12 protein-coding genes are annotated in these 13,116 nt (G+C 60.4%); 7 read left to right on the forward strand and 5 right to left on the reverse strand.

The window, feature by feature from the left end; all coding sequences use genetic code 11:
• Positions 1-871 (forward strand): protein translocase subunit SecF (gene secF / locus QZ511_RS03560; RefSeq protein ID WP_295799049.1); only part of this gene is annotated, 871 nt, incomplete at its 5' end.
• Between the two features lie 254 nt (positions 872-1,125).
• Here secF and QZ511_RS03565 read toward each other — a convergent pair.
• From QZ511_RS03565 to pyrC, 5 genes are all read right to left on the reverse strand, one after another.
• A complete protein-coding gene (locus QZ511_RS03565; RefSeq protein ID WP_295799051.1) occupies positions 1,126-1,323 on the reverse strand; it encodes a hypothetical protein in 198 nt (65 codons plus the stop codon).
• Positions 1,324-1,504: 181 nt separating this feature from the next.
• Complete coding sequence (locus tag QZ511_RS03570; RefSeq protein WP_295799054.1) at positions 1,505-3,532, reverse strand: PHB depolymerase family esterase; 2,028 nt, start codon at positions 3,530-3,532, stop codon at positions 1,505-1,507.
• A gap of 217 nt (positions 3,533-3,749) precedes the next feature.
• A complete protein-coding gene (locus QZ511_RS03575; protein WP_295799056.1) occupies positions 3,750-4,721 on the reverse strand; it encodes a PHB depolymerase family esterase in 972 nt (323 codons plus the stop codon).
• 102 nt (positions 4,722-4,823) lie between these two features.
• A complete protein-coding gene (gene rnt, locus QZ511_RS03580) occupies positions 4,824-5,510 on the reverse strand; it encodes a ribonuclease T (protein ID WP_295799058.1) in 687 nt (228 codons plus the stop codon).
• 66 nt (positions 5,511-5,576) lie between these two features.
• The gene (gene pyrC / locus QZ511_RS03585; RefSeq protein WP_295799060.1) at positions 5,577-6,611 is read right to left on the reverse strand and encodes a dihydroorotase; all 1,035 of its coding nucleotides are present in this window, start codon (positions 6,609-6,611) and stop codon (positions 5,577-5,579) included.
• Between the two features lie 352 nt (positions 6,612-6,963).
• On the opposite strand from pyrC, the gene QZ511_RS03590 reads away from it, so the two are divergent.
• From QZ511_RS03590 to ccoG, 6 genes are all read left to right on the forward strand, one after another.
• A complete protein-coding gene (locus QZ511_RS03590) occupies positions 6,964-8,184 on the forward strand; it encodes an argininosuccinate synthase (protein ID WP_295799063.1) in 1,221 nt (406 codons plus the stop codon).
• A 144-nt stretch (positions 8,185-8,328) separates the two neighbouring features.
• On the forward strand, positions 8,329-9,789 hold the full coding sequence (gene ccoN / locus QZ511_RS03595) for a cytochrome-c oxidase, cbb3-type subunit I (protein WP_295799065.1): 1,461 nt from the start codon (positions 8,329-8,331) through the stop codon (positions 9,787-9,789).
• Positions 9,790-9,801: 12 nt separating this feature from the next.
• Positions 9,802-10,419 carry a cytochrome-c oxidase, cbb3-type subunit II gene (gene ccoO / locus QZ511_RS03600; RefSeq protein WP_295799067.1) on the forward strand — a complete coding sequence of 206 codons (618 nt, stop codon included), beginning with the start codon at positions 9,802-9,804 and terminating at the stop codon, positions 10,417-10,419.
• A 14-nt stretch (positions 10,420-10,433) separates the two neighbouring features.
• On the forward strand, positions 10,434-10,658 hold the full coding sequence (locus QZ511_RS03605) for a cbb3-type cytochrome c oxidase subunit 3 (RefSeq protein WP_295799070.1): 225 nt from the start codon (positions 10,434-10,436) through the stop codon (positions 10,656-10,658).
• The gene (gene ccoP / locus QZ511_RS03610) at positions 10,655-11,563 is read left to right on the forward strand and encodes a cytochrome-c oxidase, cbb3-type subunit III (protein ID WP_295799074.1); all 909 of its coding nucleotides are present in this window, start codon (positions 10,655-10,657) and stop codon (positions 11,561-11,563) included. Before QZ511_RS03605 ends, ccoP begins: the two co-directional genes overlap by 4 nt.
• 137 nt (positions 11,564-11,700) lie before the next feature.
• Positions 11,701-13,116 carry a cytochrome c oxidase accessory protein CcoG gene (gene ccoG / locus QZ511_RS03615; RefSeq protein WP_295799077.1) on the forward strand — a complete coding sequence of 472 codons (1,416 nt, stop codon included), beginning with the start codon at positions 11,701-11,703 and terminating at the stop codon, positions 13,114-13,116.

Here is a 13,116-nt window from a genome sequence, read left to right on the forward strand (position 1 = left end):
GGCGATGAACGGCCTCAAGCTGGGGCTGGACTTTACCGGCGGTACCCAGATTGAGGTCGGCTACCAGCAGGGGCCGGCCCTGGAAGATGTGCGCTCGCAGCTGGATGCCGCGGGCTTCGAGGGTGCCTCGGTGGTGCGCTTCGGCTCCGACAACGAGTTGCTAATCAAGCTGCCGCCGGAAGTAGCCAAAGCCATGAGCGAGCGCAGTGCGGGGGATGAAGAGGCTTCCCAGTCGATTGGCGACAATGTTGTCGGTGTGCTGCGGGAGCACGCCAATGGCAGCGTGGATCTGCGCCGGGTAGAGATGGTCGGTCCGCAGGTGGGTGAAGAGCTGCGCGACGACGGTGGTCTCGGCATGCTGTTCGCGCTGGCGGTGGTGATGGCCTACGTAGCCCTGCGCTTCCAGTGGAAGTTCTCGCTGGGTGCGGTGGTGGCCCTGATCCACGACGTGATCATCGTGCTGGGCTTCTTTGCCATCTTCCAGTTGGACTTCGATCTGACGGTGCTCGCCGCGGTACTGGCGGTGATCGGTTACTCGATCAACGACACCATCGTGGTATACGACCGGGTGCGGGAGAATTTCCGCCGGGTGCGCAAGGCGGAGCCGGAGGAGGTCATGAATATTTCCCTGAGCCAGACTCTCGGCCGGACCTTCATGACCTCGTTCACCACCTTGCTGGTGTTGTGGGCGCTGCAGTTCTTCGGTGGCGAGCTGATCCACAACTTCTCCCTGGCGTTGATCGTCGGTGTGGTCGTGGGTACCTATTCTTCGGTGTATGTGGCGGTCAACGCGCTGATGATGCTGAAGGTGACCAAAGAGGACCTGATGCCGCCGGTGAAGGAAGGGGCGGAATTGGACGATATGCCCTGACCGGTAGCGGTCGACGGTACAAAAAAGGCGGGTGTTACCCGCCTTTTTTTATGTCGGCGGAAACCGGGCAGAAGGCTGCTATTGGATTACGGGTACGGATAGGTGTGAAGCGACAGGGGAGGATACGCGGCAATACCGGATTGCCCGCAACACGGGCTGGTGCGGTGCGTGCGGCACAACATTGCGCCGGGGGCTGGAGCTGTGGTCTGGATATGGGAGCTTGCTTTCAGTACCGACAGGGCAAGCCCGCAAACTCAGCTGCGGGGTTTTTTGCCCAGGGTAATATGGCGGGGGCCGGAGGTGTTGGTCTGGCCGCTGACACCCTTGGGTACCTGCTCGATCTTGCCACCATTGGCGAGGAAGGCCTGCACCTGAGCCTCGATGGATTCGCGGGATTCCGGAGCGGCGGTATCCTTGGCGCGCTTGGAAGCGCTGGAAGCTTTCTTAGCCACAATAATGTCCAATATTTAGCGTGAATTGCGCATTCTACAACAATCTGTGCAAAAAATCACCCGCTGTTTTGCCGGGGCTATTGCGCTGCAGTATGTGATTGCCTGATCCGCGGGGTGCGGACAATAAAAAAGCCGGATCGAGAGGATCGATCCGGCTCGCATCGGACACCCGTCTTTCAGATCAGGGGCAGGTGCCTTGCTGGTAGTAATTGGTTCCGGTCTCCGCCAGGGTAGTGGTGACAAAGATGTTGTACAGGCCCAGGTTGTCGCCGGAGCCCAGCGCATAGGCGTAACCGCCGCTGGTGGTTGCGCGCCCCGCGCTCACATGGCTGTAGTTGCTCGCGGTGTACTCGGAACAGGTCACTTCGCCGTCCGGGGTACTGTCACAGGCGTTGCCGATGCCATCGCCGTCATTGTCTTGCTGGCCGGCGTTGGCGACGTTTGGACAGTTGTCCACTGCGTCTTCGACGCCGTCACTATCGCTGTCTGTCGGATCTTCCCTGTCATCGTTTGCACAAGCCTGCACCGGGCCGGCGCAGCTGCTGTCGCCGTCAGCCACCCACTGGCACTGTCCTCCCGCTGCAGTTTCGCGCATGGTGAAATCGGCGGTGCCGAACGCGAGGTAGCAGGCGGAGTAACCCTCACCCCAGGTGATATGTCCCCGGTTGATGTGGAAGTTGTAATCCCCGGTCTGGCCGGCATCGATATTGAAGCTCACGCTGTCCTGGCTCGACAGTTCTGTGGTGTCGGTGGCGGTGACGGTGACCGTGTTTTTATCACCCGGCAGATCGCAGCCCTCTGCGGAGTAACTGTTGCCGGTGACCGTTGCGGTGACATCGCCGCTGGCAAATGCCACCACCACGCTATCCAGGTTCTGGTTCGCATCCATCACGGTACCGCTCACCGTGGCGCACTGGCCGCTGACACTGGCTGCCGTATCACTCAGCACCGGCGCGACCGCCGGCGGCTCCGGGCCAACGCGACTGGTAACGCTGACCGGATCCCCTGGCACACCTTCGTTGTCGGTGGCAATCGCCTCTACCTGATACAGGCCATCGGCAAGAGAGGATGTGTTGGCACTGAAGTAGCCATCCGCAGGCGAGGCCTGCACGCTCAGGGTTTCCACCAATTGCGGCGTGCTCGTGTCGATGTTGCTCACGGTGATGTCGACGCTGGCCACACTGCCTTCGGCATCCAGCGCCGTACCGCTGATCGCCAGCAGGCCTGTGGCTTCGGCAGCTGAAAGATTGCTGATCTCGGGTCCGCTGTTGCGGTCGACACGCTGGTTGTTGTCGAGAAAATACTGGCCCAGATAGCGGGCGTAGTTGATTCCGTTGCCACTGATATAGCCACCGCTGGCCCCTTCGCCACCGGACCAGGAGTGGTCCACGTTGTTCAGCCACAGCATCGACACGCGGCCGTCCTGCCACAGGTGCTCGTCTGCGGTGCGGCTGCCTTCGGCAATCGGATTGGTGCCGGAAAGCGGGCTTACCCCGTACACGCCCGCCATACCGTTGGCATTCTGCTCGTTGTAACAAAGGTTCACTGTGGTGTCGTCGCGCCCGTGGGCGATGGAGGCGATCTGGGTATCGAAGTGGCTGGCATAACTCCCTGCATAGGTGTTGCAGCGGCTGGTGACATCGGCCTGTTCACAGGGGCCGAGGGCGCCGTTGGAGCTGGTGCCGATACTCGGACCCGCGCTGATGCCCATGCCTGCGAAGACATCGGGGGCGAGGCAGGCGGTGGTATTGGCAAAGCTGGCACCGGAGGACAGCCCGGCGATATACACCTGGTCGGGGTCAATACCGCGGCCGCTGTCGGCGGACAGGGTATTGGCCAGGCTGATCAGGTTTTTGTAGTCGCCGGCGCTGCGGGACTTGGTGCCCTGCCAGTAGGACCAGCAGCTGAAGCCGGCCTTGTTTGTGGCATCGGGTACCGCCACCACCATGCCGTACTCTTCCGCTGCATCCTCCAGATTTGCGGTGAGGTAGTTGTTGATGGGTTGCGAGCAGCCGTGCAACACGATCAGCAGGGCCTTGCCATCGCCGATGGCAGATACGGTGTCGGGGGTGTAGATATTGACGTTACTGAAGCCGCCGGCGGATACGCCCTGTTGCCAGCTGCCGGCCTGGGCGGCTGCGGAGAGGCTGACGCCTACGGCGAGAGACAGGCAGCGGGCAGCGCCGCGCCAGAGATTACGGTTGATCATCGCTTTCACCAATTATTTTTATGTGGCTGCCACTCTTTGCTGCGGTGGCATCATCCAGATTAGGAGCCGCATGTCGGGTGGTGAATCAGACCAAGGTCGGAAGCCGGTGGGAAACGATGCCGAAATGTGAAGAAGTGCCGGGGTAGGGCGCCGGATGGCTCCTGATCGGCACCGGGCACCTGTCGGTGCCTGGTGCCGGAGGATCGGATGTCGTGGATCAGGTGTCGTGGTTGGCCGTGGTGCGGCGATTGTGTTGCCGGAAGAATTGCGCCAGCTGGCGGGCCAGGTTGACGCCGGCATCGTCGATATGCTGCCCGGTGGCGCCGGTTCCGCCGGACCAGCTGTGGCCGACTCCATTGAGTGTCAGCATGCCGACACGGCCCTGTTGCCAGGTGACCAGTTCGGCACTGGCGTCGCCTTCCCGCAGGGTATCGCTGCCGGGGAGGCGCGCAACACCGTAGAGCTCCGCCATGCCTTCGGCATTTTGCTCCAGGTAACACGGGTCTACCACGGTATCTTCACTGCCGTGGGCCACCGCGAAGACCTGGGTGCTGAAGTGCTCCTTGTAGCTGCCCGCGTAGTCGGCGCAGCGGCGCGCGACGTCGGCGACTTCGCAGTTGCCGAGGGCGCCAGCGGGGCTGGTGCCGATACTGGGCCCGGCACTCACTGCGACCCCGGCGAATACATCCGGTGCAAGACAGCCGGCGGTGTGCGCAAAGGTGGCCCCGGAAGAGAGGCCGGCAATATAGATCTGGGCCGGGTCGATGTCCCGCGCCTCTTCGGCCGCCAGCGCCTGTGCGAGCTGGATCAGCAGGCGGTAGTCGCCATTTTCCCGGTCGCGGTTGTCTTCCCAGTAGGCCCAGCAGTTGTAGCCGGCCTTGTGTTCAGCGTCGGGTACCGCAATGACCATGCCGAATTCATTAGCCGCGGCTTCAAGATTGGCGTTGAGGTAGTTGTCGATAGGTTGCACACAACCGTGCAGCAGGATAAGTAGCGCGCGACCGTCGCCAATGGCGGAGCGGCTGTCCGGGGTGTAAATGTGGACCTTGCTGAAGCCGCCGCTGGCGACATTTTCTTGCCAGCTGCCGGCCTCGGCGCTGGCGCAAAGGCTTGTGCTGATCAGGGCTGCGCCGAGCAACCCGTTGAGGAGGGGGCGGAAGATGCTTGCGATCCGGTGTGGGCTTGTCATCGCGTATACAACCAAACTTTTGTTATTGGGAATTCTGCAGACTAGAAGCCCCGACCGGCGCATGGAATCAGACTTTGGTCGTAGAAAATTGCACCGCTGGCGTCAGGCGTTTATGTCTGCATCTGTGTCTGTGTCTGTATCAACGGCGGGCAGCGGCCAGCCGCCAAGTTCGCGCCAGCGGTTGACGATGCCGCAGAACAGCTCCGCGGTTTTCTCCGCGTCGTACTCGGCGGAGTGGGCGGCGCTGTTATCAAACGGGATGCCGGCCACCTGGCAGGCCTTGGCGAGCACCGTCTGTCCGTAGGCGAGACCGGCCAGGGTTGCGGTGTCGAAGCAGGAGAACGGGTGGAATGGGTTGCGCTTGATGCCGCAGCGTTCTACCGCCGCATTGACGAAGCCGAGGTCGAAGTGGGCGTTGTGAGCGACCATCACCGCGCGGGTACAGCTGTGGGCCTTGATGGCCTTGCGGATCTTGCGGAACATCTCCGGCAGGGCGATTTCTTCCGGCCAGGCGTCCCGCTCGGGGGACTCCAGGTCGATGCCGATAAAGTCCAGCGCAGACTGTTCGACGTTGGCCCCTTCGAACGGTTCAATATGGAAACTGTGGGTTTCTTGCGGGTACAGGACCCCGTTGTCATCCATGTCCAGGATAACCGCAGACACTTCCAGTAGCGCGTCGGTGCGGGCGTTGAAGCCGCCGCTCTCGAGGTCGAGGACAACCGGCAGGAAGCCGCGAAAGCGCTGCGCCAGTAAACTCTTCGGGCCTGTGGGTTCTTCTGCGGGCGTCACGTAATATCCTTGGTCGAATTCAACTGCTTAATGTTCGATGCCGGTTATCCCGGTTTGGGTCTCGGCTCAGGCCGTCTGCAGGCGCCACTTCAGGGGTTCGCCGGCGGCCAGCGGGATCAGGGATTCCTTGCCCATGGGCAGACCGGAGGGCAGGGTCCAGGGTTCGCGCACCAGGGTTATCTGGTCGCTGTTGCGCGGCAGGCCGTAGAAGTCCGGGCCAAATTCGCTGGCGAAGCCTTCCAGGCGCTCCAGTTTGCCGGCCCGTTCAAAAGCCTCGGCATAGAGTTCGATGGCACTGTAGGCGGTATAGCAGCCAGCGCAACCGCAGGCGGCTTCCTTCTTGCCCTGGGCATGGGGTGCAGAATCTGTGCCGAGGAAAAACCGGGGGCTGCCGCTGGTGGCCGCTTCAATCAGCGCGGTTTGGTGGTCGCCGCGCTTGAGGATGGGCAGGCAGTAGTAGTGCGGCCGGATCCCGCCCACCAGCATGTGGTTGCGGTTATACAGCAGGTGGTGTGCGGTGATGGTGGCGGCGACGCCTTCCCGCGCGTTGGCAACGAATTCGGCGGCGTGTGCGGTGGTGATATGTTCCAGCACCACTTTCAGGTTCGGGAAGTCTCCCACCACCCGGCCGAGAATATTGTCGATGAAGGCCTTCTCGCGGTCGAAAATGTCGATATCGGCGCTGGTCACTTCACCGTGCAGCAACAGTTTCATGCCGCATTCCTGCATGGCTTCCAGTGCCGGATAGATGTTGGCGATATCGGTAACGCCTGATGCCGAGTTGGTCGTGGCGCCGGCGGGGTAGAGCTTGGCCGCGACGACACCGGCTGCATGGGCCTGGCGCACGATTTCCGGAGAGGTCTTGTCCGTCAGGTAAATCACCATCAGCGGGGTAAAATCGGCGCTGGCGGGGACCTGTCCTTCGATGCGCCCTTTATAGGCTAGCGCGTCTTCGGCGTTGACCACCGGCGGCACCAGATTCGGCATCACGATGGCGCGGCGGAACTGTCGCGCGGCGTCACCAACGGTGCGCGCGAGGGCCTCGCCGTCACGCAGGTGGATATGCCAGTCGTCGGGGGCGCGGAGAGTGATTTGCTGCATAGGGATTACCAACTATCGTCAGGCGGCTTGATCGCGGCGCCGATGCTACCCGAAGCGCCAATAAATTGCGAAAACTGCGGTGAATGCCTCATTGGTCAACAGTTTGAATATAAAGTAACCAGGTGTGCCGATTACTTTTTAGACTGACACGGTGGTGCTAGTCGTACGCGTTTCGAGGCGCTACAATCGCGCCCCGAAAAAGGCGGGGTAGCCGCCTTCGTGGGTACTCTTCCAATAATAATCTCCCCCGCATCGAGCCTCGATGGTAGCGCCACCGGCGCGAAAACCCTGTGTTTTCCGCGGTATGTTGCTGCCCGGGTAACGGCTTACTCCCTATATACAGAGGACGGCAATGAGCAAGATCGAAAAGGTGGTACTGGCGTATTCCGGTGGACTGGACACATCCGTGATTGTGCGCTGGCTGCAGGATACCTACAACTGCGAGGTGGTGACTTTTACTGCCGATATCGGTCAGGGTGAGGAAGTCGAGCCGGCCCGCGCCAAGGCGGAAGCACTGGGGGTGAAGGAAATTTATATCGACGATCTGCGCGAAGAATTCGTGCGCGACTTCGTCTTCCCCATGTTCCGCGCCAACACTATCTACGAGGGCGAGTACCTGCTGGGTACCTCCATTGCCCGCCCGCTGATTGCCAAGCGCCTGATCGAGATTGCGAATGAGACCGGCGCCGATGCCATTTCCCACGGCGCGACCGGCAAGGGCAATGACCAGGTGCGCTTCGAGCTCGGCGCTTACGCGCTGAAGCCGGGTATCCAGGTGATCGCACCCTGGCGCGAGTGGGACCTCAATTCCCGCGAAAAGCTGATGCAGTACTGTGAACAGCACAAGATTCCGGTGGACTTTTCCAACAAGAAGAAAAAGTCCCCTTACTCCATGGACGCCAACCTGCTGCACATCTCCTACGAGGGCGGCATCCTGGAAGAGCCGTGGGCGGAAGCGGAAGAGGATATGTGGCGCTGGAGTGTCAGCCCGGAAGCTGCACCCGACAAGCCCACCTATATCACCCTGCAGTTTGAGAAGGGCGACCCGGTCGCCATCGACGGCGAGCGCATGAGCCCGGCGACCTTGCTGGAAAAACTGAACAAGCTGGGGGGCGCCAACGGCATCGGCCGCCTGGACATCGTCGAGAACCGCTACGTGGGCATGAAGTCCCGCGGCTGCTACGAGACTCCCGGCGGCACCATCCTGTTGAAGGCCCACCGCGCCATCGAGTCCATTACTCTCGACCGCGAAGTGGCACACCTGAAAGACGAGCTGATGCCGCGCTACGCGAAGCTGATTTACAACGGTTACTGGTGGGCTCCGGAGCGCCAGATGCTGCAGGCGGCAATCGACGAATCCCAATCCGTGGTCAACGGTGAAGTGCGCCTGAAGCTCTATAAGGGCAGCGTGACCGCGGTTGGTCGCCGCTCTGATGACAGCCTGTTCGACGAGCGCATCGCCACATTTGAGGATGACGCGGGTGCGTACGACCAGAAAGATGCCGAGGGCTTCATCAAATTGAACGCCTTGCGCCTGCGTATTGCGGCAGGTAAAGGTCGCGACTTGATCTAAATCAGTTTCGAACGGCGATTGGTGCGTTTAAATCGTCGCTTCGAGACCCATCCCGTCTACGGTGAAGGGGATAACCGCTATTTTATTGGCGGGTTCTTGCGTGTGTGACGGAAACGAATCTTAAAAAGCAACGGAAGTAACACAATGACGACAACGGTGGCAGAGACCGGCAAGTTGCCGGACTATGACTACAACATCGTGCGCCAGTTCACCATCATGTCGGTGGTCTGGGGCATTGTTGGCATGGGTGTCGGCGTGCTGATCGCCGCGCAGCTGGCATGGCCGGCGCTGAACGACATCTGGCAGCCCTTTACGCACTTTGGTCGTCTGCGACCCCTGCACACCAACGCGGTGATTTTTGCGTTTGGCGGCAGCGTGCTGTTTGCGACTTCCTACTACGTGGTGCAGCGTACCTGTCAGACGCGCCTGTTCGGCGGCTGGCTGATACCCTTCACCTTCTGGGGCTGGCAGCTGGTCATTGTCGGCGCCGCTATTACCCTGCCGATGGGGCTGACTTCCACCAAGGAATACGCCGAGCTCGAGTGGCCGCTGGATATCCTGATCGCGCTGATCTGGGTTGCCTATGCGATCGTGTTCTTTGGCACCATCGTCAAGCGCCGCACTTCACATATCTATGTAGCCAACTGGTTCTTTGGTGCTTACATCATCACCATTGCCTTTTTGCACATTATCAACAACCTGGAAGTGCCGGTCAGTGCCTGGAAGTCCTACTCACTGTTCTCCGGCACCACCGACGCGATGATCCAGTGGTGGTACGGCCATAACGCGGTGGGCTTCTTCCTGACCGCGGCGTTCCTCGGCATCATGTACTACTTCGTGCCGAAGCAGGCCGGTCGCCCGGTGTACTCCTACCAGCTGTCCATCGTGCACTTCTGGGCGCTGATCTCCATCTACGTATGGGCCGGCGGTCACCACCTGCATTATTCCGCGCTGCCTGACTGGACCCAGAGCCTGGCGATGATCATGTCCGTGATTCTGCTGGCACCTTCCTGGGGCGGCATGATCAACGGCATCATGACCCTGTCCGGTGCCTGGCACAAACTGCGCACCGACCCGACCCTGCGCTTCCTGGTGGTGTCCCTGTCCTTCTATGGCATGTCCACCTTCGAAGGTCCGATGATGTCCATCAAGACCGTCAATGCGCTGTCACACAATACCGACTGGACCGTCGGCCACGTGCACTCCGGTGCTCTCGGCTGGGTGGCGATGATTTCCATTGGTGCCCTGTATCACCTGGTGCCGGTGCTGTGGCAGCGCAAGCAGATGTTCAGCGTCAAGCTGATCAATGCACACTTCTGGCTCGCCACCGTGGGTACCGTGCTGTACATCGCTTCCATGTGGGTGAACGGTATTACCCAGGGCCTGATGTGGCGCGCGTTCAACGCCGACGGCACCCTGACCTACAGCTTCGTGGAAAGCGTGATTGCGAGCCACCCGGGTTACGTGGTGCGCTGGCTGGGCGGGGCAATGTTCCTGACCGGTATGTTGCTGATGGCATACAACGTATTCCGCACCATCACTGACGAGCCTGAGGAAGATGAGGTGCGTCACGACGAACATCTGCCCGCAGCGAAGTCGGCATAAGGGGAACGAATCGTGAAGAATCATGACATCGTAGAGAAGAACATCGGTTTGATGATGGTGTTCATTGTGATCGCCATCAGCTTTGGTGCCCTGGTGGAAATCGTTCCCCAGTTTTTTACCAAAGACAACAATGTGCCCATTGCCGGGCTTAAGCCCTTCAGCCCGATCGTGCTGGAAGGGCGCGACATCTACATCCGCGAAGGCTGCCATGTGTGCCACACGCAGATGGTTCGCCCCCTGCGCGCGGAAGTGGAGCGCTATGGCCACTACTCCATGGCTCAGGAATTCGTGTACGAGCACCCCTTCCTGTGGGGCTCCAAGCGCACCGGTCCGGACCTGGCCCGCGTGGGTGGACGCTATTCCGACGAATGGCATCGCGCGCACCTGTACAACCCGCGGGTCGTGGTGCCGGAATCCATCATGCCGTCTTACCCGTGGCTGTTCGACAATGTGGTCACCGGCGAGCACACCGCCGCCAAGATGCGGGCGATGCGAATCGCGGGCGTGCCCTATACCGATGAAGATATCGCCAATGCCAGCAAGCCGTTTGTCGGTGGTCGGGTAACCGAAATCGACGCACTGGTGGCCTACCTGCAGCAGCTGGGCACCCTGGTGCAGCAGAAGCGTTAATCGCGGGGTATCGAGTGGATATCAATATATTGCGGCAGATTGGCGTGGTGCTGGGCGCATTGGCGTTCCTAGCCATTTGCTGGTGGGCTTTCTCACCCAAGCGCAAAAAGCGCTTTGAAGAAGACGCCAAGCTGCCATTTGCCGACGAACCGGAATCAATCGAAGAGGACGCCGAAAAAGGCGACTCCCGCTCCGGAGATAAAGACGGAGCCAAACAGGAACAGGGGCACGAAAAATGAGTACATTCTGGAGTGTTTGGGTAATTGTGCTCACCCTCACGAATCTCGTACTGGTGACCTGGGTGCTTTTCGCCAACCGCAAGGTGGCGGTAGACGACCAGGAAGATCCGGAAAACCGCACTACCGGCCACATCTATGATGGCATCGAGGAGTACGACAACCCGCTGCCCAAGTGGTGGTTCCTGTTATTCGTCCTCACGCTGGTATTCTCTGCTGCCTACCTGGTGATCTACCCGGGTATGGGCAACTTCAAGGGTATTGCTGGCTGGACCTCTGTCGGTGCGCTGAAGTCGGATCAGGCCAAGGCGCAGGCGGAGTTCAAGGAAACCTTCGGCCAGTACGTAGACATGCCGATCGAACAAGTGGCCGAGAGTCGTGAGGCGCTGAAAATGGGCCAGCGGATTTTTGCCAACAACTGTGCGGTGTGCCACGGCGCTGACGGCGGCGGCAACTACGGTTTCCCGAACCTGACCGACAGCGACTGGCTGTACGGCGGTACCCCGGAAAAAATCCTCGAAACCCTGCACCAGGGGCGTCAGGGCCTGATGCCACCACAGGGTCCGGTGATCGGTGAAGAAGGGGTCAAGAACGCGGCCGAATATGTTCTGAGCATGAATGGGCTCGAGCACGATGCCGCTATGGCTGCCGAAGGCAAGAAGGTGTTCGGTACCGTATGCATGGCCTGTCACGGAATGGACGGCAAGGGCAACCAGGCCCTGGGTGCCCCCAACCTGACCGACAACATCTGGCTCTATGGCGGCAGCCGCGAAGAAATCCGCCACACCATCCGTGGTGGTCGCAGTAACCAGATGCCTGCGCAGAAGGAAAAGCTGCGGGAAGACAAGATTCGCCTGGTTGCGGCCTATGTCTACAGTCTGTCCCGCCAGGAAGAAGTTCAGCAGTAAGCTGGCTGATAAAAGGATGAGTGGCGGCCTGGCCGTCACTCATTTCGCCGGGAAGGGCACCGCAGGGAAGAATAACAAGCCTCATTGCAACGACTGCAGTTACCGTCCCGATCATTATTTCGGGTAAGTGAGGTTTTGTGAGCGATAGAATTCCAACTCGGGAAGAGCAGGATGGTGATGGCGAAGTCCGCTATCGCATGCTCTATGAGTCCGACGACAAGGTCTACATCCGTCATATCCGCGGCGTCTACACCCGCATCCGCAAGTACACGGGCCTGCCCCTGTTGCTGGCGTTCTTTTTCATCCCCTGGCTGAACATCGATGGCCACCAGGCGGTGCATTTCGATTTGCCGGCGCGCAAATTCCATATCTTGTGGGCTACCTTCGGCCCCCAGGACGGCTTCCTGCTCGCCTGGCTCCTGATTATTGCCGCTTTTGCCCTGTTTGCCATTACCACCTGGCTGGGACGGGTGTGGTGCGGTTTTACCTGCCCGCAGACGGTGTGGACCCTGATGTTCATCTGGGCGGAGCGGGTGTGTGAGGGCGATCGCGCCAAGCGCATGAAGCTGGATGCGGCGCCGTGGAGCGCGGAGAAGGTCCTGCGCAAGGGGGGCACTCACTCAATCTGGCTGTTCATCGCGTTGGCGACGGCACTGGCATTTGTGGGGTATTTCTACGGTATTCGCGACCTGGTGGTGGATCTGGCCTCTTTCAATGCCCATCCGCAGGCGGTCTTCTGGGTAGGGTTCTTCACCTTCGCTACCTATATAAATGCCGGTTTCCTGCGCGAGCAGGTGTGCAAGTACATGTGCCCCTACGCGCGCTTCCAGTCGGTGATGTACGACAAGGATACCCTTGCGGTGTACTATGACGCCCGCCGCGGCGAGGCCCGCGGCCCGCGCAAGAAGGGTGCGGATTACAAGGCCCAGGGCATGGGCGACTGTATCGACTGCTACTGGTGTGTGCAGGTGTGCCCGGTGGATATCGATATCCGCGATGGCATGCAGTACGAGTGCATCAACTGCGGTCTGTGCGTGGATGCGTGCAACAGCGTCATGGACAAGATGCAGTATCCCCGCGGCCTGATCCGGTTTACTTCGGAAGACGAGCTGGAAACCGGCAAGACCCAGTATGTGCGTCCGCGCCTGTTCGGCTATGCGCTCGTGCTGCTGCTGATGACCGGCCTGCTGGTGCAGCAGGTGGTGAGCCGCTCGCCGGTGCAGGCCGAAGTGCTGCGGGACCGCGGCACGCGCATGTACCGCCTGTCCCAGGGTCTGGTGCAGAACGTGTACACGGTCAAGATCAACAATATGGACCAGAAGCCCCACGAGTTCGAGGTGCGGATCGAAGGCAAAGAGGGGTACGATTACTCCCTGCGAATGCAGCGCGGCGTGCGCGTCATCCCGGGAGAGGTTTACTCGGTGCCGATCCGGGTCAGCGTGCCCAAGGCGCAGCTGCAGGAAGCGAAGCACGATATTGATATCGTCATTCGCGCCAAGGATGCACCGGAGCTCGAAGACCGGCACCGCACCGTATTTATCGGGCCCAAGTAA

Source organism: uncultured Microbulbifer sp. (assembly GCF_913055755.1).
Classification (GTDB): domain Bacteria; phylum Pseudomonadota; class Gammaproteobacteria; order Pseudomonadales; family Cellvibrionaceae; genus Microbulbifer.

What these genes read in the sequence shown, in the direction of transcription:
- QZ511_RS03570 (WP_295799054.1), bottom strand. Translation starts at nt 3,532, where the DNA reads ATGATCAACCGTAATCTCTGGCGCGGCGCTGCCCGCTGCCTGTCTCTC.
- QZ511_RS03575 (WP_295799056.1), bottom strand. Translation starts at nt 4,721, where the DNA reads ATGACAAGCCCACACCGGATCGCAAGCATCTTCCGCCCCCTCCTCAAC.
- pyrC (WP_295799060.1), bottom strand. Translation starts at nt 6,611, where the DNA reads ATGCAGCAAATCACTCTCCGCGCCCCCGACGACTGGCATATCCACCTG.
- QZ511_RS03590 (WP_295799063.1), top strand. Translation starts at nt 6,964, where the DNA reads ATGAGCAAGATCGAAAAGGTGGTACTGGCGTATTCCGGTGGACTGGAC.
- ccoN (WP_295799065.1), top strand. Translation starts at nt 8,329, where the DNA reads ATGACGACAACGGTGGCAGAGACCGGCAAGTTGCCGGACTATGACTAC.
- ccoP (WP_295799074.1), top strand. Translation starts at nt 10,655, where the DNA reads ATGAGTACATTCTGGAGTGTTTGGGTAATTGTGCTCACCCTCACGAAT.